The 24,964-nt window shown below is 57.4% G+C and carries 22 protein-coding genes; 17 read left to right on the forward strand and 5 right to left on the reverse strand.

Features of this window, described 5'->3' with window-relative positions; genetic code table 11:
- Positions 1-10 precede the first annotated feature (10 nt).
- From KI610_RS05770 to KI610_RS05785, 4 genes are all read left to right on the forward strand, one after another.
- On the forward strand, positions 11-3,166 hold the full coding sequence (locus KI610_RS05770) for a type I restriction endonuclease subunit R (protein ID WP_226497707.1): 3,156 nt from the start codon (positions 11-13) through the stop codon (positions 3,164-3,166).
- A 182-nt stretch (positions 3,167-3,348) separates the two neighbouring features.
- Positions 3,349-4,191, forward strand: a complete 843-nt coding sequence (locus tag KI610_RS05775) for a hypothetical protein (protein ID WP_226497708.1) — start codon at positions 3,349-3,351, stop codon at positions 4,189-4,191.
- Between the two features lie 19 nt (positions 4,192-4,210).
- Positions 4,211-5,506, forward strand: coding sequence for an AAA family ATPase (locus KI610_RS05780; RefSeq protein ID WP_226497709.1), 1,296 nt, complete (start codon positions 4,211-4,213; stop codon positions 5,504-5,506).
- Positions 5,503-6,111, forward strand: coding sequence for a DUF4276 family protein (locus KI610_RS05785; RefSeq protein ID WP_226497710.1), 609 nt, complete (start codon positions 5,503-5,505; stop codon positions 6,109-6,111). Before KI610_RS05780 ends, KI610_RS05785 begins: the two co-directional genes overlap by 4 nt.
- 2 nt (positions 6,112-6,113) lie before the next feature.
- Here the strand turns inward: KI610_RS05785 and KI610_RS05790 are convergent, their stop codons facing one another.
- Positions 6,114-7,181 (reverse strand): site-specific integrase, encoded by a 1,068-nt coding sequence (locus KI610_RS05790; protein ID WP_226497711.1) that lies wholly within the window; start codon positions 7,179-7,181, stop codon positions 6,114-6,116.
- Positions 7,182-7,506: 325 nt separating this feature from the next.
- Here KI610_RS05790 and KI610_RS05795 point away from each other — a divergent pair, with 325 nt between their 5' ends.
- Positions 7,507-8,838 carry a site-specific integrase gene (locus KI610_RS05795; RefSeq protein ID WP_226497712.1) on the forward strand — a complete coding sequence of 444 codons (1,332 nt, stop codon included), beginning with the start codon at positions 7,507-7,509 and terminating at the stop codon, positions 8,836-8,838.
- 74 nt (positions 8,839-8,912) lie between these two features.
- On the opposite strand, the gene KI610_RS05800 is transcribed toward KI610_RS05795, so the two are convergent.
- The 3 genes from KI610_RS05800 to KI610_RS20120 all read right to left on the reverse strand — a co-directional run bounded on the left by KI610_RS05800 (position 8,913) and on the right by KI610_RS20120 (position 12,245).
- Positions 8,913-9,668 carry a hypothetical protein gene (locus tag KI610_RS05800; RefSeq protein ID WP_226497713.1) on the reverse strand — a complete coding sequence of 252 codons (756 nt, stop codon included), beginning with the start codon at positions 9,666-9,668 and terminating at the stop codon, positions 8,913-8,915.
- Positions 9,669-10,138: 470 nt separating this feature from the next.
- Entirely contained in the window at positions 10,139-10,774 is a 636-nt protein-coding gene (locus tag KI610_RS05805; RefSeq protein ID WP_226497714.1) for a hypothetical protein, read from the reverse strand.
- 1,237 nt (positions 10,775-12,011) lie between these two features.
- On the reverse strand, positions 12,012-12,245 hold the full coding sequence (locus KI610_RS20120) for a helix-turn-helix domain-containing protein (RefSeq protein WP_226497715.1): 234 nt from the start codon (positions 12,243-12,245) through the stop codon (positions 12,012-12,014).
- A 431-nt stretch (positions 12,246-12,676) separates the two neighbouring features.
- Here KI610_RS20120 and KI610_RS05815 point away from each other — a divergent pair, with 431 nt between their 5' ends.
- The 12 genes from KI610_RS05815 to cysW all read left to right on the forward strand — a co-directional run bounded on the left by KI610_RS05815 (position 12,677) and on the right by cysW (position 24,540).
- Positions 12,677-13,153, forward strand: coding sequence for an HAD domain-containing protein (locus KI610_RS05815; protein WP_226497716.1), 477 nt, complete (start codon positions 12,677-12,679; stop codon positions 13,151-13,153).
- Positions 13,154-13,673: 520 nt separating this feature from the next.
- A complete protein-coding gene (locus tag KI610_RS05820; protein WP_226497717.1) occupies positions 13,674-14,132 on the forward strand; it encodes a rhodanese-like domain-containing protein in 459 nt (152 codons plus the stop codon).
- Positions 14,133-14,193: 61 nt separating this feature from the next.
- Positions 14,194-14,688 carry a DUF6644 family protein gene (locus KI610_RS05825; RefSeq protein ID WP_226497718.1) on the forward strand — a complete coding sequence of 165 codons (495 nt, stop codon included), beginning with the start codon at positions 14,194-14,196 and terminating at the stop codon, positions 14,686-14,688.
- Positions 14,689-14,716: 28 nt separating this feature from the next.
- Complete coding sequence (locus tag KI610_RS05830) at positions 14,717-15,190, forward strand: DUF6644 family protein (RefSeq protein WP_226497719.1); 474 nt, start codon at positions 14,717-14,719, stop codon at positions 15,188-15,190.
- A 10-nt stretch (positions 15,191-15,200) separates the two neighbouring features.
- A complete protein-coding gene (locus KI610_RS05835; protein WP_226497720.1) occupies positions 15,201-15,767 on the forward strand; it encodes a cytochrome c in 567 nt (188 codons plus the stop codon).
- A 39-nt stretch (positions 15,768-15,806) separates the two neighbouring features.
- Positions 15,807-16,319 (forward strand): heme-binding protein, encoded by a 513-nt coding sequence (locus KI610_RS05840; RefSeq protein WP_226497721.1) that lies wholly within the window; start codon positions 15,807-15,809, stop codon positions 16,317-16,319.
- A gap of 86 nt (positions 16,320-16,405) precedes the next feature.
- On the forward strand, positions 16,406-18,562 hold the full coding sequence (locus KI610_RS05845; RefSeq protein ID WP_226497722.1) for a protein-disulfide reductase DsbD family protein: 2,157 nt from the start codon (positions 16,406-16,408) through the stop codon (positions 18,560-18,562).
- Complete coding sequence (locus KI610_RS05850) at positions 18,559-19,185, forward strand: redoxin domain-containing protein (RefSeq protein WP_226497723.1); 627 nt, start codon at positions 18,559-18,561, stop codon at positions 19,183-19,185. The genes KI610_RS05845 and KI610_RS05850 overlap by 4 nt, the downstream gene beginning before the upstream one ends.
- 221 nt (positions 19,186-19,406) lie before the next feature.
- Positions 19,407-20,411: a sulfate ABC transporter substrate-binding protein gene (locus KI610_RS05855; RefSeq protein WP_226497724.1), complete on the forward strand. Its 1,005-nt coding sequence runs from the start codon at positions 19,407-19,409 to the stop codon at positions 20,409-20,411.
- A 99-nt stretch (positions 20,412-20,510) separates the two neighbouring features.
- The gene (locus KI610_RS05860; RefSeq protein WP_226497725.1) at positions 20,511-22,604 is read left to right on the forward strand and encodes a TonB-dependent receptor; all 2,094 of its coding nucleotides are present in this window, start codon (positions 20,511-20,513) and stop codon (positions 22,602-22,604) included.
- A 209-nt stretch (positions 22,605-22,813) separates the two neighbouring features.
- Entirely contained in the window at positions 22,814-23,641 is an 828-nt protein-coding gene (gene cysT / locus KI610_RS05865) for a sulfate ABC transporter permease subunit CysT (RefSeq protein WP_226497726.1), read from the forward strand.
- Complete coding sequence (cysW, locus tag KI610_RS05870) at positions 23,641-24,540, forward strand: sulfate ABC transporter permease subunit CysW (protein WP_226497727.1); 900 nt, start codon at positions 23,641-23,643, stop codon at positions 24,538-24,540. The genes cysT and cysW overlap by 1 nt, the downstream gene beginning before the upstream one ends.
- On the opposite strand, the gene KI610_RS05875 is transcribed toward cysW, so the two are convergent.
- Positions 24,537-24,914, reverse strand: coding sequence for a hypothetical protein (locus KI610_RS05875; protein WP_226497728.1), 378 nt, complete (start codon positions 24,912-24,914; stop codon positions 24,537-24,539). The genes cysW and KI610_RS05875 overlap by 4 nt on opposite strands.
- Positions 24,915-24,964 lie beyond the last annotated feature (50 nt).

A 24,964-nucleotide genomic window follows, 5' to 3' on the forward strand; every position in this document is an offset into this window, starting at 1 on the left:
CGGGGCTGCCATGACTGAAGACCAACTCGAACAGGAAGCGCTGGGCTGGCTGGCCGAGGCCGGCTACGAGACACTGTTTGGCCCGGACATCGCCCCGGACGGCGAGCACCCCGAGCGCGCCGATTACCTGCAGGTGGTATTGCCCTTTCGCTTGCGCGAGGCGATTCACCGCCTGAACCCGGACATCCCGACTGCAGCCAAGGAAGATGCGCTCAAGCAGGTGCTTGATCTCGGCATCCCGGCTTTGCTTTCGGCCAATCGCCATTTCCACAAATTGCTGGTTGGCGGTGTGCCGGTGGAATACCAGAAAGAGGGCGAAACGCGCGGAGATTTCGTTCGCCTGATCGACTGGAGCAACCCTGCCAAGAACCGCTGGCTGGCGGTTAATCAGTTCTCCATCAAAGGGCCGCACCACACGCGCCGGCCGGATGTGATCCTGTTCGTGAACGGTCTGCCGCTGGTGCTGCTGGAGCTGAAGAATCCGGCCGACGAGAAGGCCGACATCTGGAAAGCCTACGATCAGATTCAGACCTACAAGGAACAGATCCCCGATGTGTTCCAGTACAATGAGCTACTGGTTATTTCGGACGGCAGCGAGGCGCGGCTTGGCTCGCTCTCAAGCAACGCCGAGCGCTTCATGCAGTGGCGGACGATTGATGGCCTGACGCTCGACCCGCTGGGCCAGTTCAACGAGCTGGAAACGCTGATTCATGGTGTCCTGGCACCGTCGCAACTGCTTGACTATCTGCGCTTCTTTGTGCTGTTCGAGGATGACGGCGCGCTGGTCAAGAAGATTGCCGGCTATCACCAGTTCCATGCGGTGCGGGCGGCGATCAACCAGGTAGTGGTGGCATCGCGCCCCGGCGGCACGCACAAGGGCGGCGTCGTCTGGCACACGCAGGGCAGTGGCAAAAGCATCACCATGACCTGCTTTGCCGCGCGGGTGATGCAGGAAACGGCGATGGAGAACCCGACCATCGTCGTCATCACCGACCGCAACGATCTGGATGGGCAGTTGTTCGGCGTGTTTTCGCTGGCGCAGGATTTGTTGCGCGAGCAGCCGGTGCAGGCCAATACCCGGCAGGACTTGCGCGCCAAGCTGGGCAACCGGCCATCCGGCGGCATCGTCTTCGCGACTATCCAGAAATTCATGCCAGGCGAGGATGAAGATACCTTCCCTGTTTTGTCCGAACGCAGCAACATCGTGGTGATTGCCGATGAGGCGCACCGGACGCAGTACGGTTTCGAGGCCAAATTGAAAATTGGCCGAAATTTCCGGTCGACCGTAGCAGCCAACGACGCGCAGGTTTTCATGGTGGCTGAGCCTGCCGCCGAGTATCAAACCAGCTTCCAGGTCGGCTACGCGCAGCATTTGCGCGATGCGTTGCCGAATGCCACCTTTGTGGCTTTTACCGGCACGCCTGTTTCGTCGGAGGACCGCGATACCCGCGCCGTGTTCGGTGATTACATCCACGTCTACGACATGCAACAGGCCAAAGAGGACGGGGCAACGGTCGCCATCTACTTCGAGTCGCGCCTGGCCAAGTTGTCGCTGAAGCAGGAAGAGTTGCCGCAGATCGACGACGAGGTCGATGAGCTGGCCGAGGACGAGGAAGACAGCCAGAAGGCGCAGCTGAAAAGCAAATGGGCGGCGCTGGAAAAGGTGGTTGGTGCCGAGCCGCGCATTGCCAGCGTGGCCGACGATCTGGTTGCCCACTTCGAGGAACGCAACAAGGCGCAGCGCGGCAAGGCGATGGTGGTCGCCATGAGCCGCGAGATCTGCGTCCATCTCTTCAACGAGATCGTCAAGCTGCGGCCGGAATGGCAGCACGACGCCGACCCGGAAAAGGGCGCCATCAAGATCGTGATGACCGGCTCGGCCAGCGACAAGGCGCTGCTACGGCCGCACATCTACAGCGGGCAGGTCAAGAAACGGCTGGAGAAGCGCTTCAAGGACCCGGCCGACCCGCTGCAGATCGTTATCGTGCGTGACATGTGGCTGACCGGCTTCGATGCGCCTTGCGTCCATACGCTCTATGTCGACAAGCCGATGAAGGGCCACAACCTGATGCAGGCCATTGCCCGGGTCAATCGGGTGTTCAAGGACAAGCAGGGCGGGCTGGTAGTGGACTACATCGGCATCGCCAACGAACTGAAAAGCGCCTTGCGGGAATACACCAACAGCAACGGACGCGGCCGGCCGACGGTCGATGCTGCCGAAGCCTATGCCGTGCTGGAAGAGAAGCTCGACATCCTGCGTGGCCTACTGCATGGCTTCGACTATAGCGATTTTCTGTGCGCCGGCCACAAACGGCTGGCCGGTGCCGCTAATCATGTATTGGGTCTGAAAGACGGCAAGAAGCGCTTCGCCGATACGGCACTGGCGATGAGCAAGGCTTTCACGTTGTGCTGCACGCTGGATGAAGCGAAGGCCGTGCGCGAGGAAGTGGCTTTCCATCAAGCCGTGAAGGTGATTCTGACCAAGCGCGACCTGAGCCAGAAGAAGCGCAGTGACGAAGAAAAGGAACTGGCGATCCGCCAGATCATTGGTTCGGCAGTGGTTTCGGAAGAGGTCGTCGATGTTTTCGACGCGGTCGGGCTGGACAAGCCGAACATCGGCATCCTCGATGACGACTTCCTGGCTGATGTCCGCAATCTGCCCGAGCGGAATCTCGCAGTTGAGCTGCTGGAACGCCTTCTTGAAGGCGAGATCAAGAGCAAGTTCGCCACCAATGTCGTGCAGGAACGGAAGTTCTCCGAGCTATTGAGCAACGTCATCAAGCGCTACCAAAACCGCGCCATCGAAACAGCCCAGGTCATCGAAGAGTTGATCGAGATGGCCAAGAAGTTCCGGGCGGCAGCGAATCGTGGCGAGGAACTGGGTCTGAATGATGACGAGGTGCGCTTTTACGATGCCCTAGCCGACAACGAATCAGCAGTGCGCGAGCTATCAGACGAAACGCTGAAGAAAATCGCCCACGAACTGACCGAAAATTTGCGCCAGAACATTACGGTGGATTGGTCAGCTCGGGAGAGTGTTCGGGCGAAGCTGCGGCTCATGGTTAAGCGCATCCTCCGCAAGTACAAATATCCACCGGATATGCAGGAATCAGCTATTGAGTTAGTGCTAAGACAAGTTGAGGCTATTGGCGAGCAATGGGCTTAGAAATAACTTATTGGTTACTCAATGGTTCAAAGCCATCAGCTATCCTGAACCCCAATCACCGGGTAGATGGAAGACACCTACCCGGCTAGCACCTCGCACCTCCATTGAATGGGAGGCATGGGGAGTTGCTCGTTGCAGACAGCTGCTGGTAACGATTCTATAAAGAAACCGAAAAAATATCTATGACAACAGTAATCTCGTGGTTTGGTGCAGACTCGAAGCGGACAGGTCAAAAACCAGCATCTTTATACTTTGCAAGTGATAGCCGAATATCTTGGGAGCAAAAGGATAAATCAGTTGTTACATGGGATCATATTAAAAAAGTATTTGCGGCGCGAACAACGCCAGACATTTTTGCTTTGGCAGGTAACGTTGAATTGGCTGTTACATTGGTTTCCCAAATTGTCAGTTTGGCTGAGCACGGACTGCTTTTCGATGACAAAGATAGTGCGAAGACAAGGTTTGGGAAGTTTGTTTTTGCAATAAAGCGAAACTGGAATAGCTATCCTTGGCCACAAAGTGTTGATTTGAATTTTATGCACGGATTCCGGATTGGGGAAGGTGTGGAGTCTGAATTTTATGTTGGTGTTTTAAGTTATTTTTCAAAAAAACAGGAATGGCATGAGCAATTGCTGCTGTGTCCAAATGCGAAAAATAGTTCCGTACTAGAGGGGCTTGGTACCGGAAAGTCCGTCGCATTGGAGTGGATTGAGAAGTGGAATAATACTAGTGAAGGTAATACGTCGAGAGTTGTTTTTTCAGGATTATGTGACGCGATACGATCAAATACAGACAAAGCATCTGGAGGTGCTCCTCAGTTAGTTCGTTTGTATCGGAAGGGATCAGGGGCTGCCGTTGGTGTTACATGGTGTGGGCAACGATATTTTGATGGTCAGCAAATATATAAAGAGCAAATAGCCGAAGGCGTCGAGTGGAGAAACGATTTGTTCGAGATCGTTGATGGAGTTTCTCAGGAAAGAATTTCTGGGGCTCAGGTGCACAAAAAACCGATTATTGAACAATAGATGATTTTGTGAGGGAAAAATGAAAATAGACTTCTTGGGTATAAAAAACTACAAATCATTACGTGATGTTCAAATTTCGCCTTCCGATTTTACTGTTCTTATAGGTCCAAACGGATCCGGTAAGTCAAATATTGCGTCAGCTTTTGATTTTATTGGTGATGTATATCAAAATGGTCTGGAGTACGCTGTCGCCAAGAAGGGGGGCTATGAGAATATTGCCTTTCGCAAGATTAGGCGGACGAAATCCCCGGTCGAATTTTTTGTGCGGGCAATAGTTGTTGGACGTTTGCTCCGGCGCTTTTTTACGCATCAGGCATTTCGGAGAATGACTCCCGGAGTAAGGCCGCGTTCGCGCTTAGAGGTGAATCACCATTTCAAATTTAGGGCGGCTCGCCAATCAGTTGGCGCTGAATATGTCCTAGAGTCTGAAAGTTTAGAGATGGTATTTCGAGGAGTTGATTTTAAGAGTGATCTATTTTCTCCGAGTGATGACTATGTTCTTTGTAAGTTGATTCGGGAAGATAACCTAATAAAGGTAACATCCAATCATGCAGTGCTTAGGGAAAATCTCGAGAAGTTTTTAGAGATATATAATGATTTTCAAGCGGAATCTGATCTGTATGAGCTCTTTGCGAAACAACTGTTCCCTCAGTTGGCCGCATTGATGGGGGCAATTGCTGTTCATCAATTTTCTCCCCAGATATCTCGTGGTTCTGGTGCGCCTTCTCCAAATCCAAGGCTGTCTGGATATGGTCAGAATCTACCGTCTCTTGTTGATTGGCTTCAACGAAGGCACAAAGATGCCTGGGTTACAGTTGAGTCGGCGATGAGGGATATCATTCCTGATTTAGAAGAGATAACGGTTGGGTATCTTCATACTAAACAACTAGGGTTGTTTTTTAAAGAATCTAGTTTCGGTCGTGCGTGGGCTGCTGAAGACGTTTCCGACGGAACAATTCAAACGTTGGCAATTCTTTCCGCGTTGGCAGATCCTAGAAATTCATTAATGTTCATAGAGGAGCCTGAAAACTCAGTTCACCCCTGGATAGTTCGGCAAATTGCTGCAGTTTTGAGGAAATTAAGCAAAACTTCGCAAATTATTGTTACGACACATTCGCCATTAATATTAAATGCTGTCGATCCAAAATCAGTCTTGGTTTGCTTTAAGCGCAATGGTGCAACTCATGTGAAGCCATTGGTGGAGCTGGATCCTGATCTTTTGTTGAATTGGGAGAGTGGAGTGGATCGGCTTTTCGATATGCTAGATACTGGTTGCATTGTGGAAGCTGTACCCCTTCCTGGAGGAGAGCAATGATAGGGGTTGTGGTGGAGGGGATTGGTGAAATTGAGACGGTTAGAGCGTATATTTCAAAGATTGATCAAAGTCTCAAGATTTTTGGTAGGCCGTTATATGCAGATTTGCAGCCAAAGGCAAATCCAAAGGTTATTGTTGCTGCGGCAAGAAATGTTATTAATCAATTAAGGAGGCGAGGTGCTACCAAGGTTGTTGTTATTATTGATCTCGAAGATAGGCCTTGCCCAGTTCGGTTTGCGAGTGAGTTAAAAGAGGCCTTTTGTTCGGCGCATCCTGATTTGCTGATTACACCAGTTGTAAAGCATCACTGTTTGGAAAATTGGATGATTGGAGATCCGGATGCATTGCGAAAGATGCAAAAGCGGTTTAATAAATTTGAATCTATTGAGAATGCGATAAAACGTGGTGGCGCAGATATGGTTAAGGATCCATTGAAACTTCTGGATAGTTGTGCAATTAAAACAAGTTTTCATAAAACAATGGATCCTCCGCGTATTGCCGCGCATCAAGATATTGATAAGCTCTCGATAAGTTCTAGATCTTTTAAGAAATTTTTGTGTGAAATTGGACACAGTCCTTGTTTAAGTAAAAAAGATAAAAATTAGTTTTATCCTAGTTTTTTTGCTAGTAAGGATGTTTTCGGGTGGTAATACCGTTTCAACATCCGAACATCCTTGTGCCCTGTGACAGCGGATAGCTCAAGGATGTTGTCGAGCTTTTCTGCGATGCGGCTTGTAGCTTCGTGGCGCAGGTCGTGAAAGTGCAAGTCCAATAAGCGCCCATCGGGTTTTGTAAGTGTCTCGTTGCATTCTTTCTCGTAGGCATCTCTTGCGCGCGTTAGGGCGCGAGTGAAGGCCTTCTTAACCGAGTCCTCTGTGATCGGGAAAACGCGCCCGCTGAGATGCCTTGGTAGAGCCCTCAGAAGGGCAACTGCGGCCATTGAAAGAGGAACAGAGCGCGATGTGCCGTTCTTCGTGTCTGGCAGGTAAGCAGTCTGCTCGCCCAAGTCGATGTTGTCCCATGTCAGCGACAGCAGTTCTCCTCGCCGCATTGCGGTTTCCGTGGCCAGGCGAACCAATGGCTTGATCCATGGATTGCGCGTGCCGCTAGCTAGGCGTCCATGATCATCGCGTTCCTCGTTGTCCAGGGCAGCTAGCAGGCGTTGTTCTTCATCGAGAATCAGGCGGCGCTCTCTGGCTTTTGATGGCTTGGGGCGGCGCATCGACAGAATGGGATTGTCCATATGGATTCCCCAATCCTTTCGAGCCGTATTGATGGCGGCAGAAATGATGTCCAGGTCGCGACGAACAGTGGCGGGGGCTACCGCTTTTAGCCGCTCGTCGCGCCACTCAGCGAGAGCTGCTGGCGTCAAGGCAATCATGGCCAGTTGGCTGACCTTGGCTTTGAGGATGGCATTGATCCGAATCTTTTCGACATCGGCCCCTTTGTGCGTGGGAACGACTTCGTCGAGATATCGCTTGAGAATGTCGCCCAGCGTATTTTTTTCGGCGGGCCCACGGTTAATATAGAGACCAATATCCAGTTCGCGTTCTATGGCTCGAGCCCATTTTTCAGCAGCCTCACGAGTCTCAAAAGTTTTGCTCTGGGCAGGGTAGCCTTGCCGGCGAACTTGAGCTCGCCATTGGAAGTCTCCACGCTTATTGATGGTCGCCATTTCATACCTATTGTGCCAACGCTGTGCCAACAATTATAGTATGGCTTCTGAGGGCTTTGTATTGCTTGGTTGTCCGCTGTCTTCGGGACGCAGGGGTCGCAAGTTCGAATCCTGTCACTCCGACCAAGTAAAGACGGAATTAGCCCTGATTATTCAGGGCTTTTTTCGTTTGCTGCGTCCCATTGGAGCATAAGTTTCTGTCTATGCTCCAATCGTGTGCCAACGAATCCGGGTGGTTCTGAGCTGACGATCCGAAATCTTTCGGCTCTGCGCCTCGGAAAAGCCGCTAGATCGCTATACGGTAACTCTTACGAAAGGAGTTACCATGGCTCGTCAGCCATCGCGCTGCAGCAATGTTCAGAACCGCTCCCCTTGGCAGGTCGAGGCGCGTAACAAGCCGCAATGCAATCAGCGCTTCCCCTTCAATCGCAAGGCGGATGCACAAGCCTACCGTGAGTTGCTCACCACGCAAGGCATCAAAGCCCAGCTCGTCCAGCTCGAGACGTCGTTCCAGTTGCGGGTCCGTCGCAAAGGGGCCCGCGTCCAGGTCATCACGTTTGACACGAGGGAACAGGCCGAACAGGCTCGGCTGAAAATTGAATCGGAGCTATCGGTCAGCATTATTCGGGATTACGCGAGCGCCGCCCAAACGACGCTGCGCGACGTTATGGAGCGCTATCGGGACGAAGTTGTCCCCGGCCACAAGGGCGCTGATGTCGAGAGGACCCGCATCAACCGCCTCCTGCGTACCGAGGCGTTCGTCGACAAGAAAATGGCGGCGCTTTGCACCGAGGACCTACAGGATTTCATTACTGACCGACTGACTGAAGTGGCGCCGGCCACCGTTGACCGCGACCTGGACGTGATTTCCCAGGTGATCCGCTATGCGGCGGATGTCTGGAAAATTGCTGCAGCCGAAAGCCCCTTTGTCGGCCTACGGCGGCCGAAGTATTTCAATGAGCGTGACCGGCGCCTACTGCCTGACGAAGAGTGGCGATTGCTCGAGGCCGCCCAGGCCGATGAGAATCCTTATGTCGAGCCGGCTATCGTTCTGGCGCTGGAAACTGCGGCACGACGGGGAGAGTTATTGTCCATCCGGAAATGCGACGTCTTCCTCGAAGAACGCTACGCCTACTTGCGTGACACCAAAAATGGTCAGCCCCGCAAGGTGCCCCTGACAACCCGTGCGATGCAGGTGTGCGAATCACTGATGGCAGAGTGCAGAGCCGATGACGAGCCCCTCCTGAAACTGACGGCGAATGCCTTGAAGATTGCCTTTTTCAGGCGGGTCGTACCGGCTTCTGGCATTGAAGACCTTCATTTCCATGATTTGCGCCATGAAGCCATCAGTCGCCTCGCTGAATCGGGGCAGTTCCAACTTATCGAGCTGCAGGCCATCTCAGGCCATCGGGATACCCGCATGCTGCTGCGCTACGCCCACCTCTGCTGTGGCAACCTCGCTGAGAAGATGGATGGCGTGGCCATGGAGCGTACCAGCAAGGAGTATTTCCACCATGGGCGTCGTCGTCGGGTAGATACCGTGACGTCGGTGGTTCACGTGCAACCCAAGACATCGCCAGTCGTGCCGGTGTCGCAGTCCCAGCCCAGCAACGTCATAGCGTTGTTTGGCGGGGCATTAGCCCGGCGCAACCCCTGATTGGCTAGGCACCCGGTGACCAGGCCGGGTGGCTTATTGATGTCCGCCTGCTATGGGCAATCCGGGGCAGTTAATTAGTTCTCCTCTTCCAGTACAGACGGACGTAGTGCACTCCATCCGGCCGGGCGCCGAAATTGGGCCCGGCTCCCGAGGCGGGCAATCACATCGGATGTTCTGAACCACAGGCGTTTGACCAGGGCGACTGTTTCGCGCTCGAAAATATGGCCTCGCTTGAAGACCTGGGCTGACTCCGGCAGCAGTGCGCCGATCTCGAGGCAGGTGTTTTCCAGATTCGTCATGAGTGCCTGGAGCCGTTCCTCCGGAAATGGATTGGGTTCGGCGGAGGGTGTCGGCGTATCAACCGGCATGGCCGGCGGCATGCTGGATGCCAGCGTTGCGGAGGCATCCATGAGGTTGGCGAGGAGTCGCTGGAGCTCCGGGCGGTCGATAAGTTCGTTGTACGCCGGCAGGCTGGGGATGGCCTCGATATTCTGGGCGGCCCAACGTAGGCCGTTCTCGATGGCCTGCCGGTTTCGACGGTCGCGCTCATCGGCCTCGCGCTGGCGCGCGGGAATCAGAACGTCAGTCTCGATGCGCTGCATGAGTGCTTGGTAGCGCTCCGGACGTCCTGTGGTCGCGGCTCTGAGCAATGATTCGAAGCCCGCGGGTAGCTCGGTGGCGGTGATGGGAAACGAGGCGAGATACGACTGTGACGATGCGCCACTGCCGTCAGGCAGGCGGACGTACCGGTTGGCATAGAGCATGGCACTCGTTCGATTAATTTTGAGTGAAACCGACGTCGGTTGCATCAAGGGTGGGTTGTCTGGCATCAGGGATTCCTTGCTGGGTTGATGCCCTGTATAGCGAATCGCCTCAATGTTTTTGTTTGCCCGGGAGGTGAGGCCTGGTCGCACCGTTCCGCTCGGGTGATCCTGCGCGTGAGAGGGCGCATGCGGGGAAGACTCACCCCGTCAACGAGGGGGTGAGAGAGCGGGCAACCGGCAATTCAACCATGGTGAGTGCGGCTTTCTCGTGGAGAAGGCCATGGGGCCCAGCAGTCGTCATCCCGGTGGTGCCGCCGCCAGTGTACCTCGGCTGGCGACTGCCCCTGGGACACGGCCCGAAGCACCGGATGGGGGCCCCGTGCAGTCGTTTCGGCAAACTCGTACTGCACGACGAGCCTGAGAAACTCTCGGTTCCTGATAGAGCCGAGGAGCTTGCCTTATTGCGGGGGCCCCCAAGCCCAATGGTACGGCAGCGGGGCGCCCGGAGGACTGTGCTGAGTATGTTTTCCGGTTGCTTAACTCACGGCGAGTTGCATCGGCTCACCGTGACTGATTTTCTGCACGTAGTAGATGACCGGCAGTTCCCCCGTGAAACCTCTCCGGTGAGCCTCCTGGTACAGGCTCCAGGTTTGCTGTCGCACGCCGTGGAATCCGGGCTGATGAGCAAGTCGCTCCAGCCAACCCTGTACGGCGGTTTCGTTGCGCTGGCCGGTGAGTGAGGCCAACATCAGATAGTGTTCGGCCATCTCGGATTTGGGGCGGCGCCATGTCCAGCTCGTACGGCCACGAGTTGGGTAGCGCACTAGTTCGTAGCCCAGCCAGACCAAGCGTGATTTGCTGGTGACAGATTGCCAGTCTTCTTGTTCCAGGCCGTTGCCCTCCGTGGCGAGCAATAGCCAATGCACAATCTCGGCGTTTTCCGGCCAGTACAGGACCAGGAGGGCGTTGGCGTCCCCCCGATGTTTTCTGACCAAACGCTGCGCCGGCGTGGCGCCGATAGCGTAGCGGGCGTGGAACTTGTGGGCGAGGCGCTCAGCCTTGGCTGCCTTGATGGTGCCTGAGGTGTACCGTTGGTAGCCGCGTGGGACCAAATCCAGAACGCGACTCAGGGCGGCGGTTTTATTACGCGAGACAGGCGTCGTGGCAGGCATTGGTGCGGGATTCCTATTTGGGGTTAATACCCCGTATAGGAATCCCGCACCAATGCAGTGTGATTTGATGTGACGTAGTCACACATATTGATGTTCCACGCAAAAATGGCGGCAATCGCTATACCAAACTGGACACAAGCGGGCAGACGATGAAGATCGTCTGCGTGCGCATGCTGCGGCGTTCTGCCCAAAGCATCCGACCGACCGGGCGGATGTTTCGGGCAGAACGCCAACTGCAAACACACTGGCCGAAAGGCCACGTCGGGTCGCCAACCCGACAGACAGAGGATCGCCAGTCCTCTGTCAAGCAAACGCTGAAGCGCAGTGCCTCTAATCAGGCTCGCTGCGCTACGCTGGGCGCTCGGGGGTGCAACTCCCCCGTTCGACCCAATCGCACGTCCCCGCTCGCTGCAATAACCTGACCAGCGAGAGCAGGGGCCATAGGACAACGACGTTGGGCGACCATGAAACGGCATCCGGCAGGAAATGGCCTGATGACCTGGTTGCAAGTGAAAGTCGGATAAGCCCGACCCGGGGGGCATATCGGAAGAGTGCAACCCGTGCCGCACAGGATGGCTTTTGAGCACGTCGCAAGGCGTGAGGGTATCAAGGCGAAAGCTGGCGATACTGGCACCTAGAGAAATCTGGGGTCAATGGATAGCTCAAACCTGTAACGGCACCCTGGAGGGTGCTATGCGGAGAAATACAAAGCCATAAGCATTGAGCTGTGGTTCGTCGTCGATGACGTACGTAACGAGTACCTGAGTCGCTCTGGAACATCGGACTGGGGAAATCTACGGAAAGCTGGAAGGCTAGTTACGGTACTGAGACAGTGGCGTTGTATTTCGCAGTAGCTGCAATCTAAATGGGGAACCTCCCTGACGACGCCAACGGGTGGCACCGTGGTGGATGAGGCAGGGAGGGGGAGACTGACTGAGTAGGGTTTGATTCTGTTGCTGATACGACCGAAGGCACAGAAGAGCTGCAAGGGCAGCGGTACGGGTGGCACCGTATCCCGAAAGGTTGGAGCGTTTGCGAACGTGTGTTCCCCGTGAGGGGAAAAATGGGGCTTGGCAGCCCGTTGTAGTATTGGCCCCCGGGGTCGCTTGGCGGCGACTCCGGGGACAACATTGTTTGGCGACGATGTGAGCGTAACTAGGGGGTCGGCAAATTTTGCCGAACGTCATCTAAAAAACTTCGGGCGCCTCGCTATTGCGGGGCGCCTGTCTTGACGAATTTACTCGGCCATCTCCCCTATCTCTCGTACTAGATCGATTGGCGAGATCTCAAGGGCCAATGCCAACTGGAATAGCGAATCGATAGAGGGTTGATTCACGCCACGCTCGATCAACGAAATGAAATTGCGGTGCAATCCCGCACGCTCGGCAAGGGTTTCCTGTGACAAACCTCGGTCTCGGCGGTGCTTGCGGAGAAGAACTGCAAAACGTTGTGAGGGGAGAGAGGTGCTCATGCATGAAGTGTCACGATTCCCTTCATGAGCATCCACACAGTATGCTGTTAATATTCTATTATGAACAGCATACTGGTGATTTCGACTATGAATTTCAGGCAAAAATTCTTCAAGCTCTCTGCAAGATGCGACGATTGTCGAACACGGTATGGGTTCGAAACGTGGAACGCAGAGCGCTATAGCGACAAAACGCTGTATTGCCCTACATGTGGTCACCAAGGGAGTTCGGAGATCACCGAAATATTGCTCATTAGCACTTGGAACTTGGAAACGATACCGGCAATGAATTTGCTCCGGTTGCTTTCTGCCTGTGAAGTCGAATTACTATTTCAAGAAGGCAATGATTTCCAAGGTCGATCGGCTCATGTCTGTGCCCACGTTCAAAAAGACATGGGTCAGCAAGAAACAAGTAAACGATGGTGATTGCCTGAATGATCATTTTCCTCGATTTCGATGGCGTGCTCCACCCAGAAACGACGCTCTCAACACGAGTCAACTTTCAGCATCTGCCGCTCCTCTGGCGAATCCTCCGAGCGGTACCCGAGGTGGAGGTCGTCTTCGCTACCTCCTGGCGCAACTCACATTCCCTTGATCAGCTTGTCGCCATTGTTACGCGGGGGGGTGGCGAGGATTTGGCACACCGATTTATTGGGGTGAATCCTGTCGTCGACAAGGCATCGAGAGAACAAGGTGATTTAGGACATCGCCGCGATGAATGCATCCAGTGGCTTGAAGCCAATCAGTCCCGGTTTCCTTTTTGGAAAAAGGACATCCCATGGATCGCATTGGATGACATCGCTTATTGGTACGGTCTCCCCTGCTTCAACCTGCACATGACTGATTACAAAACTGGGCTTACCGAGGTCGATGTGGGGGCTATCATCAAGAAGCTGGAGGCTATGCGATAGGCCGCAATGGCGGCACAGGCCGATTTTCTGTCTGTTGTAATTGCATGAGGCCGTTGTTCGGCCAAAGCCACCGGTGGTGCTGACCTAGTTGAGCGGCGGGTGTTGCGCAGGTCGCCGACGTTGAGGCGGCATGCCGCCTGCAAGGTCGCTTCCTTCACATCACTGACATTTTCCTCTCCAGTATGCTGGTCAGGACTTTCGTAGCTGTTGCTGCCGAAACACTAGCTTGTCTCCAACTGTTTCCAATTCAGCATTGAACCCCTCGTAGCAATACATAAGTGGTCGCGATAAGTCATCTATTTAATTCGTGATATTTCGGCACTAAACATATAAAAATCATACACGTAAGAGTTCCTGCAGATTCAGGCTTGTTTGCTGAAACGGGGTTTTGCCGAGGTTGGCACAGTAGCTGCAAACACTCTTGGCAGGCTGGCTTCAATGGCCAGACAAAACTCAAGTTATACCGGTCGGCGGTTAGCGCCGGGTGACTAGGTCAACCAATTGTAATAGCGAGGACATCATGAAGTCATTTCTCAATCTCCTGACTGCCGTGGCCCTGGTGGCCAGCAGTTCCCTGGTTTCTGCCCAGCAGGCCGGCGGTTCCCCCGCTGCGGCTCCGGTTTACAAGGCCAAGACGCCCAAGCTCGACCGGACGCAATTCGATGCCCTGCTGGCCAAGCCGGATCAACTGGTCATCATCGATCTCCGTCGCCCTGACGAGCTGACCAAGAACGGTGGTTTTCCGGTTTACCTGAGCATTCAATCGAAAGAACTCGAAAAGAACCTGGCCTTCATTCCCAAGGATCGCAGCATCGTGACTGTTTCCAATCACGCCGGTCGTGCCGGGGCGGGGGCTGATCTTCTCGCCAGCAAGGGTTTCAAGGTGGCTGGTGCCGTCGGTGCCCAGGATTACGAAGCCGAAGGTGGCACGCTGAGCAAGATCGCGCCGCCCCAACCGAAGCAGGCTGCTGCTAACTAAGCCTTTAACAAGACGTTGCCGGCCGGGCTGACTGGATCCGCTCGGCCCGGGGAGAATAGTCATGTCCATTATTTACGAACTGGCCCAGAGCATTCAGGCGTCGTCGATCGGCGTCGCGCTGTCGGAGTCGCCCTATGCTTTTCCGCTGATCGAGGCCGTTCACCTGATCGGTCTGTCCATCTCGGTCGGCCTGATTTTCCTGATCGACCTTCGTTTGGTCGGGGTGTTCCTCAAAAACGTTCCGGTCACCGATCTGCTCCGGCAGTTGCGGCCGCTGGTTCTCGGGGGTTTCGCGGCGATTTTCGTTTCCGGGATCCTGTTGTTCTGGTCCGAGGCGGCAACCGTCATCGTCAGCCCGGCCTTTCCGGTGAAATTCCTGTTCATCGCGATTGCCGGCCTCAACGCCCTGTACTTCGAGTTCAGGCTGGCCAAGCAGAAACCGGTGGTCGAGAACCATGCGACCTTGCCAGCCAATGTCCGCTACGCCGGGCTGGCCTCGCTGTTTTCGTGGAGCGTCGTGATCATCGCCGGCCGCCTCATTCCTTACCTGCCTTGAATAGCATTTCATTTTTGGGGAAAAAATCATGTCTACCGTAGAAGTGCTTACCGCGCTGCAGAACAGTCCGCTGGGGGACGCCATCGGCAAGTCGGACCATCTGGTCGGGGCAGCTGCCCAGGTTTTTCACGTCCTGGGTTTTGTCTTCCTGCTCGCTTCAGTCATTCTGATCAACCTGCGCCTGAGCGGGCTGGCACTGAATGGCCAGTCGATTCCGCAGGTCGCCAAGGAGCCAACGCGCCTGATCTGGGCCGGACTTGTTTTCGCCGTCGTCAGCGGGATTCTCATGTTCCTCTCGGCGCCGCTGCTCTACTTCAGCAACCCGGCTTTCATCGCGAAAATCTGGCTACTGGCCGCTGCCGTCATCCTGCAGGTCACGCTCTATCGTCACGTGACGACCCGCGAAGCACCGAGTCCGCTGCTGGCCAAACTGAGCATCGGGCTATCCATTTTCCTGTGGTTCGGCGTCGGCGTCACCGGTCGTGCCATCGGCTTCATCTAGGAATACGGGGATGAATTCATCGCTCAAGGCCTGGCTGCTCCCGGTCATCCTGCTGGCGGCGCTGGCAGCTTGCGACAAGCCGGCAGCGCCGTCGGCCGGCCCGTCATTCAAGACGACCGCGACGATCCAGGATCTCATGGTGGCCGTTGTCGACCCCGCAGCCGATTTGCTGTGGGCGTCGGTGGCGACCGAGTTGAGCAAGGATGGTCTGGTCGAAAAACAGCCGCGCACCGACGAGGAGTGGCTGGCTGTCCGCCAGCAGGCAATCATCCTGGTCGAATCGGCCAATCTGCTGCAAATTCCCGGCCGGTCGGTGGTCGCAGCCGGCGGCAAGCTTGAAGACGCGCATGTGCCGGGCATTCTTTCGCCCGCGGAAGCTCAGAAGGCCATACACGACGACCAGGCCGGTTTCAACAAGGCGGCAGAAGGTTTTCACGAAGCGGCTGCACAGGCCTTGACGGCCGTCGATGCCAGGAACGTGGGCGGGCTGCTCGAGGCGGGAAGCCGGATTCAGCAGGCGTGTGAAAACTGCCATGTGAAATTCTGGTATCCGAATGCCCAGAAACCGCCGCGCTGACGGCACCCCAACAAATCAACGAATCAACCCGGAGAAAACATGAACCTGAAGCAAACAACGATTGCCTGTGCCATCGCCCTGGGCGCAGCCTCGACGGCCCTGGCCCAGACGCCGCCCGCTACGCCTGTCCCGTCGGCCCGTGGTCCGGGACTCGATCTGGCGCTGGAAGCCGCCCAGGCGGCGATTGACTCATGCAAGGCCCGTGACCAGAAGGCGGCCGTCAGCGTCGTCGACTCGGCCGGTGTCGTCCGCGTCCTGCTCGCCAGCGATGGTGCTTCGCCACGCGGCGTCAGTTCGAGCACGAGCAAGGCAGTGACGGCCCTGACCTTCAAGGCGCCAACCAGCCAGTTGGCCGAAACCATCAAGACTGACAAGGAACTGGCCGACAAAATTGCTGCCAATACCAATTACAACGCACGGGCCGGTGGCGTCCTGCTGGCAGTGAATGGCGAGATCATCGGCGCCGTCGGCGTCGGTGGTGCGCGTGGCAGCAATGTCGACGAAGAGTGCGGTCTGGTCGGTGTGCAGAAAATCCAGTCGCGCCTGCGTTGATCGATGCCGCTGTTTCAATTGGGCGAGGAACGATGTTCGGCATGACTCGATCTGTTTCAAAAGCCGGTCGGCCGCGAGCTAGAGGCTTGCGCTTCGGTAGTGCCTGGCTGGCACTGGCCGGGCTGGCCATGAATGCCCTGGCAGCCGAGGCCTTGCCGCCCGCTTCGACGGCGACGCCGTACGTCAGGGCAACGCTGGTCGCTTCGGTCGATGTCGTTCGTCCCGGTGCCGAAATCCTGCTCGGCATCCAGCAGCAGATCATTCCGCACTGGCATACCTATTGGCGCAACCCGGGGGATTCCGGGGTGGCGACGCGGATCGACTGGAAGTTGCCGACAGGTGCCGAAGCCGGGGCGATTCAATGGCCGGTGCCGAGCCGCATTTCGATGGGGCCAGTGACCAACTACGGTTACGAAGGTGAGGTCACGCTGCTCAGCCCGGTCAAGGTTCCCGCCGACACGCCGGTCGGTGGACGTTTTGCCGTACGCGCCGCGGTGAGCTGGCTGGTTTGCCACGAAGAGTGCATTCCGGAGGAGGTCGAACTCGGCTTCGAATTGCCGGTGGTGGCCGCTGATGCGCAAACCGGGTCGGGCAACCCGGCGATCGGTCGGGCCGTTGCCCGCTTGCCGCTGGCAGCGCCGGGCAAGAGCAGTCTGGTCCGAGCCGCGGATGGTGGCTTGCAACTCCGCCTGGAGAGTGAGCGTTTCGAGAAGGCGAAAATCAGCAGCGCCTGGTTCTATCCCGAGCAGTGGGGGAAGATCAATCACAGCGCAGCGCAGAGCTTTGCGCTGGACGGGCGCGTGCTCAAAGTTGATTTGCCGGCGGGCAGTACGCCGCCAGCCGATGGCGAGGGTCCGCGTGGCGTGCTGGTCATTGGCGAGGCGACGACAGATGGCGAGCAGCTGATCGGCTTTGAGCTGGCCGCGCCGAAGGCGCCCGCTGCCGGAGCTTCGAAATCCGGAACGGCAGAACTTGGTGTGGCGGCAGCCATGCTGCTCGCTTTCCTCGGCGGTATCGTACTCAATCTGATGCCCTGCGTCTTTCCGGTTCTCTCGATCAAGGCGCTGTCCTTGCTCAAGCATGCCGAATATTCGCCCTTGCAGAAAAAGCTGCAGGGCTTGTCCTATACGACGGGCGTACTGCTCAGCTTCGCGCTTCTGGCTGGCGTGCTGATCCTGCTCAAGGCCGGCGGGCAGGCGATAGGCTGGGGTTTCCAGTATCAGTCGCCGATCTTCGTCGTCATCGTCGCCTACCTGATGTTTGCCGTCGGGCTCAACCTGTCCGGCCTGTTCACCGTCGGCGCGTCGGCGGTTGGCGTCGGCTCGTCTCTGGTGGCGCGCAGCGGTTACAGCGGCAGCTTCTTTACCGGTGTGCTGGCGACCATCGTCGCCACGCCGTGCACGGCGCCTTTCATGGGCGCCGCCATCGGCTACGCGCTGGGCCAGTCGGCGCCGGCGCTGCTGGCAATCTTCCTGAGTCTCGGGCTGGGCCTGGCCTTTCCGTATTTGCTGCTGACCGCCTGGCCACGCCTGCAGCGCCTGCTGCCCAGGCCGGGCTTGTGGATGGAGCGGGTCAAGGAGGGGCTGGCCTTTCCGATGTACGCGGCTGCCGTCTGGCTGGTCTGGGTGCTGGCCCAGCAGGGCGGGCCGAATGCCGTGCTGGTCGCGCTTGGCGGCATGGTGCTCATCGCGCTGGCCGGCTGGCTCTATGCGGTGACGCGTCAGGGAACTCCGTGGGCGCGCCGTGGCGGAGCCGGGTTTGCCGCGCTGGCGGTGGTCGTCGCGCTGATCGGCGGCAGTGTCGGTGTCGATGCCGTCGCCGTGCCGAGTGGTGCTCAAGCCAGCGGCAATGCCACAGAAAAGCACTGGCAAGCCTATTCAACCGAACGGCTGCGCGAATTGCGTCAGGCCGGCCAGCCGGTGTTTGTGAACATGACGGCGGCCTGGTGCATCAGTTGTCTGGTCAATGAGCGTGTGGCGCTCAGCGATGTGTCGGTTGTCGACGCTTTCAAGGCCAGCGGCATCGCCTATCTGAAAGGCGACTGGACCAACCAGGATAAGCAGATCACGGCCTATCTCGCCGAGTTCGGGCGCAGCGGCGTGCCGCTCTACGTTTATTACCCGCCGGGCGCCGACAGCGCGCCGGTCGTGCTGCCGCAGTTGCTGACGCCGGATATCGTTCGGCAAAACCTCGTTCCCGTTTCCCTCATTTCATCCCCAACGATCCCGAAGGAGTCCTTATGAATTTCAAATTTAGCCCTTTTTTCCGGTTGACCGTAGCAAGTGCCGCGCTGGCTCTGGCTGCTGGTTCCGCCTGCGCCGTGGCCAATCTCGACCAGCCGGCCCCGGCCTTCAAGGCCGCTGCGGCGAGCGGTGGGACGATCAGCCTTGATCAGTATCGCGGCAAGACCGTGGTGCTGGAATGGACCAACCACCAGTGTCCTTACGTCAAGAAGCACTACGAGAGCGGCAACATTCCGAGCTTGCAGAAGGCGGCGACCGGCAAGGGCATCGTCTGGCTGCAGGTCATTTCTTCGGCGCCGGGCAAGCAGGGTCATGTTGATGCGGCGGAAGCGCTCAAGCTCAACGCCGAGCGCGGCGCTGCACCGACCGGCACCGTTCTCGATCCGGAGGGCAAGATCGCCAGGCAGTACGAAGCCGTGACGACGCCGCACATCTTCATCGTCAATCCGGATGGCAAGCTCGTGTACAAGGGCGGCATCGACAGCATCCAGTCGAACAAGAGGGATGACATCGCCAAGGCCGACAACTACGTCAAGCTGGCGCTCAACGATCTGGCCGGCGGCAAGAAGATCGCGCAGGCCAGTACCCAGCCCTACGGTTGCTCGATCAAGTACGCCGATTGATCCGGACGCAAGGCATTCAGACGGACACCTGCGGGTGTCCGTTTTCTTTGTGGGGCACCGGAAACGAAGGCTGCGCCTGGATGGCCGCCATTCCTCATCGCGGCCAATGGTTTTGATCGATATAAGCCCGGTAACGCATAAGGAAATAAAAATTACGTCGTTCTCCTGTCGGTTGGCCTTCCGTAAATTGAAGCTTCCACAACACAACAGGGATTACGCAAATGCAGTTCAACAACACCCGCCGCGGCCTGATCGCTCTGGCCCTTGGCCTTGCCTTCGGTGGCAACGCCTTCGCTGACGTCAGCCTGCTCAACGTCTCCTACGACCCGACGCGCGAGCTGTATCAGGAATATAACGCTGCCTTCGCCAAGCACTGGAAGGCCAAGACCGGCGAAACGGTGACCATCAAGGCTGCCCACGGCGGTTCTGCCAAGCAGGCCCGCGCAGTGATCGATGGCCTGGATGGTGATGTCGTGACCCTGGCCCTGGCCGCCGACATCGACGCCGTTGCCAAGGCCGGCCTGCTGGTCCCGGACTGGCAGAAAAAGCTGCCGCTCAACGCCTCGCCGTACACCTCCACCATCGTCCTGCTCGTCCGCAAGGGCAACCCGAAGAGCATCAAGGACTGGGGCGACCTGGTCAAGCCGGGCGTCGAAGTCATCACCCCGAACCCGAAGACCTCCGGCGGCGCCCGCTGGAACTACCTGGCAGCCTGGGCCTATGCCAAGCAACTGCCGGGTGGCAGCGACGCCACGGCCAAGGAGTTCGTCAAGAAGATCTACGGCAACGTCAAAGTACTCGACACCGGTGCCCGCGGCTCGACGACCACCTTCGTCGAACGCGGCATCGGTGACGTGCTGATCGCCTGGGAAAACGAAGCCTACCTGTCGCTCAAGGAACTCGGTCCGGACAAGTTCGAAATCGTCACGCCGTCCGTCTCCATCCTGGCTGAGCCGCCGGTAGCCGTGGTCGACAAGATTGTAGACAAGAAGGGCACCCGCAAAGTGGCGACCGAATACCTGAACTACCTGTATTCCGCCGAAGGTCAGGACATCGCCGGCAAGAATTTCTACCGCCCGACCGATGCCAAGGCTGCTGCCAAGTACGCCAAGCAGTTTGCCAAGCTCAAGCTGGTCACCATCGACAAGGAATTCGGTGGCTGGACCAAGGTGCAGAAGGACCACTTCGACGATGGTGGCGTCTTCGACCAGATCTACATCAAGTAAGTTTTGTTGCGGGACGGACGCGCTTGGGGGCGCTGTCCGGGGAGCCCCGGGTGGCCATTCTGTGGTCGCGCCGGGGTTTCGTTTTTTGAAGTTGATCACATGAAAATCATTCGATTCAAGCCTCTGTTTCTCGCTATCCTCTCGGCGATTGCCGCGCCGGTCATGGCGGCGGGTATCCCGACGCTGCAGGAAGTCAGCGTCAGCACGGTTGGCCAGAGCCTGACCGGGGTCGCCGATTCAGCCAGCGAAGGCTCCATCACCGCCAAGCAGTTGGCCAATCGCCCCTTGCTGCGCCCGGCCGAAGTCCTCGAAGCCGTCCCCGGCATGATCGTTACCCAGCACTCTGGGGACGGCAAGGCTAACCAGTATTTCCTGCGCGGCTTCAATCTCGACCACGGCAGCGACTTCTCGACGCATCTGATGGGCATGCCGGTCAATATGGTCAGCCATGCCCACGGCCAGGGTTACATGGATCTCAATTTCCTGATTCCCGAGCTGGTTGGCAGCGTCAAATACCGTAAGGGCGTCTACGCCGCCGAGGATGGCGGTCTGGCCGTCACCGGCAGCGGCCGTATCGATTACCTGCGCAAACTCGACAAGAGCTTCGTCGATCTTGGCCTGGGCCAGCATAATTACCGTCGCTTAGTGGCGGCCGGCAGCCACCAGATTGGCGATCTCAACCTGTTGGGTGCCGTCGAAGTGGCTGGCAACGATGGCCCCTGGGATCAACCGGAAAAGCTCGACAAGAACAACATCGTGCTGCGCCTCAGTTCTGGCACTGCCAGCAACGGATTTGCGCTGACCGGCATGGCTTATCAAGCCGACTGGACAGCTACCGAACACGTCCCGGAACGCGCTATTGCCAGCGGTGAAATCAGCCGCTACGGAGCACTTTCCGCTGCCGATGGCGGCAAGACACATCGTTACAGCCTGTCCGGCGACTGGGCCAAAACCACAGATGAAGGCGCCAGCAAAGCGAATCTGTATGTGATCGACTACGCGCTCAACCTGTATTCGGCGCCGTCTGGCTACATCAACGGGCTGCAGGGCGACCAGCATGAACAGGCCGATCAGCGCACCGTCTGGGGCGGGCAGGGCAGTCACACCTGGTTCCTCGGCCCGGAATGGAAGGACAGCGAACTGCTGGCTGGCTTGCAGTTGCGCCATGACCGTATCTGCAAGGTTGGGCTGTACACCACGGAAGGTCGTCAACGCACCGGCACAGTCCGCGAGGACCGCATCGAGGAAACCGCCATCGCCGCGCTGTTCGAGGGGCGCACGCAATGGACGAAATGGTTGCGCAGCAGCCTCGGACTGCGCCATGACCAGATTTCGGCCACGGCAACTGCGCTGGGTGGCCAGTTCAATACGGGCAACGGCGGCGATGTCAGCGCCAGCCAGACCAGCCCCAAGCTGGCCGTCACCCTCGGCCCCTTCGACCTGCTCGGCAAGACCGAGTTCTACGCCAATTGGGGGCATGGCTTCCACAGCAACGATGTGCGCGGTGCGACGGCCGTGACCAATCCGCAGGATGGCAGCGCAGCGACGCCTGTGCCGCTGATCGTCAAGGCCAAGGGCAGCGAGATCGGCTTGCGCGCGGCGCCGCTGCCCGGGTGGAACAGCAGCCTGGCGCTGTGGCAGATGGAACTGGCTTCGGAGCTGGTCTTCATCGGCGACGAAGGCGTCACCGAACCGAAGGGCGCCTCGCGCCGCCACGGTGTCGAATGGTCGAACTACATCACGCCGGCCGATGGCTGGATCGTCGATGCCGACCTCGCCTGGTCGCAAGCCCGCTTCAACGAATCCACTCCGGACAACGGCGGCCGCCATGTTCCGAATGCCATCCCGCTGACCGCCTCGCTGGGCGTTACGGCAGACAACGGTGGAGCCTGGTTTGGTGGCCTGCGCCTGCGCTACCTCGGTGCCTACGCGCTGGAAGAAACCGCGACGCACAAATCGACGGCTTTCTGGATGGCCAATCTGAAAGCCGGCTACCGGATCAGTCCGAACCTGCAGCTGAGCTTCGACGTGCTCAACCTGTTCGACAAAAAAGCCAACGACATCGAATACTGGGGCGGCGCGTGTACGCGCAGCGAGACGCTGGGTGGGACTTGCGGCGGTGGCATCGACGGCCGGCTGGTGCATCCGCTTGAACCGCGGACTTTTAGGTTTGGGTTACGCGCCAGTTTCTGATCCCACGGTAAACCGGAAAAAACAGCCAAATTTGAAATCCTCGGCTGTCCGGTTTTCGTCGCTTATTGCAGCAATCCGAATAAGCAAAGACGAATAAATTGGTTATGGATTTGCAGGGCGCTCTCTAAGCTTCGGGCCTGTCAGAAGCGTTTTGGAGTTCTCATGTTTTCAGGGTTTCACGGTAATAGTCCGTTCAGCGAGGTGGTGCGATGAGTAATCGCAATGCCTTGCCTGGTTTCAATCTTTCGCTCGGCTATACGCTGACCTGGCTGTCGCTGATCGTCCTCATTCCGCTCGCGGCGGTATTCATCAAGACAGCCGAGCTGACGCTCGAGCAGTTCTGGTTCGTCGTCACGACGCCGCGCGTCATGGCCTCATACAAGCTGACCTTCGGCGCCTCGCTGGCGGCTGCGGCGATCAACGCCGTGTTCGGCCTGCTGCTCGCCTGGAGCCTGGTGCGCTACACCTTCCCCGGCAAGAAGATCGTCGATTCGCTGGTCGATCTGCCTTTCGCACTGCCGACGGCCGTTGCCGGCATTGCGCTGACCGCCCTGTGGGCTGGCAACGGCTGGATCGGCAGCATCATCGAGCCGCTTGGCATCAAGGTCGCTTTTACGCCGCTCGGGGTTCTGCTGGCGCTGGTCTTCATCGGCCTGCCCTTCGTCGTGCGTACCGTGCAGCCGGTGCTCGAAGATCTCGAAATCGAGCTTGAGGAAGCCGCCACCAGCCTGGGCGCCAATCGCTGGCAGACCATCCGCAAGGTGATTTTCCCGACGCTTTTCCCGGCGCTGTTGACCGGCTTCGCGCTCGCCTTCGCCCGGGCAGTCGGCGAGTACGGCTCGGTCATCTTCATCGCCGGCAACATTCCGATGGTGTCCGAAATTACGCCACTGATGATCATCACCAAGCTCGAACAGTATGACTACCGCGGTGCGACAGCCATTGCCGCCGTCATGCTCATCGTCTCCTTCATCCTGCTCATCACTATCAACAGCCTCCAGGCATGGACGGCCAAACGTACAGGAAGGTCGAAATAATGGCTGGCGCAATATCCCTCCATCTCACGCCGGCGCATGCCGAACGTTACGAGAACAATCCAGCAACCCGAGAGAGCAACTGGGTCAAATGGACCATCCTCGGCATTTCGCTGACCTTCTTTGCCTTGTTCCTGCTGCTGCCGCTGATCGTCGTTTTCTACGAGGCCTTGCGCAAGGGCTGGCAGGCATATCTGGTCGCGCTGATCGAACCGGATGCGCTGAGCGCGGTTCGCCTGACCCTGATCGCAGCGCTTATCTCGGTGCCGCTCAATCTGGTATTCGGCGTGGCCGCCGCCTGGGCCATAGCCAAGTTCGATTTCCCGGGCAAGTCCTTCCTGATCACGCTGATCGACCTGCCGTTCTCGGTGTCGCCGGTTGTCGCCGGGCTTATTTTCGTTCTCGTTTTCGGGCGCACCGGTTGGCTCGGTTCGTGGTTCATCGACAACGACATGAAGGTCGTTTTCGCCGTCCCGGGTATCGTGCTGGCGACCATCTTCGTCACCTTTCCCTTTGTCGCCCGCGAGCTGATCCCCCTCATGGAAGCGCAGGGCAGGGATGAGGAAGAGGCATCGACGGTCCTCGGCGCCTCGGGCTGGCAAACCTTCTGGCACGTCACCATTCCCAATGTGAAGTGGGGTCTGCTCTATGGCGTGATTCTCTGTAACGCCCGGGCGATGGGCGAGTTCGGCGCCGTATCGGTGGTCTCCGGTCACATTCGCGGCGAGACCAACACCATGCCGCTGCATGTCGAAATCATCTACAGCGAATACAAGTTTGCCGCTGCCTTCGCTGTCGCCTCGCTGCTCGCCATCCTGGCGCTGCTCACGCTGGTCATCAAGAGCTTCATCGAGTGGCGGGCGGGCAGGGAATCAAAGGAAGACAAGGCAGACGAAACCTAGCTGCTCCCGTTCAGCCAGCCGGTGGTTTGTTCATGGCCCGCACTTCGAGATTGTTTCGAAGGGCGGGCCATTTTCTTTGCTGTTTGAGGCGTGGCGGGCAGGTGTTTCCAGTGCAGCACGAGGCGCAAAGCGCTGTCGCTGGCGCAGCAGAAACCTTGTGGTCGGGGCCGTGCGAATGCACGGCTGTGGCCAGAATTTCTGGCTTTGCGCATGAAAAAAATTGTAAATAAATCAGTCTGTTGGGTTTTGTTCTCTGAGTTTTTTGCCTTTTTGAAAAGTGATTTTCCGGACAGGCACAGTCGTTGCAAAAGAGGGTGGCACACATATTTTTCGCAACCTTCAGAGAGGACTGGTAATGCCAATAACAAAATCATCCATCTCGCCGTCTTCCAGACAGCGGGCAGGGAATTCAGGGGAAACTCAG

It is taken from the genome of Ferribacterium limneticum, from assembly GCF_020510565.1.
In the GTDB taxonomy this organism is placed as follows: domain Bacteria; phylum Pseudomonadota; class Gammaproteobacteria; order Burkholderiales; family Rhodocyclaceae; genus Azonexus; species Azonexus limneticus_B.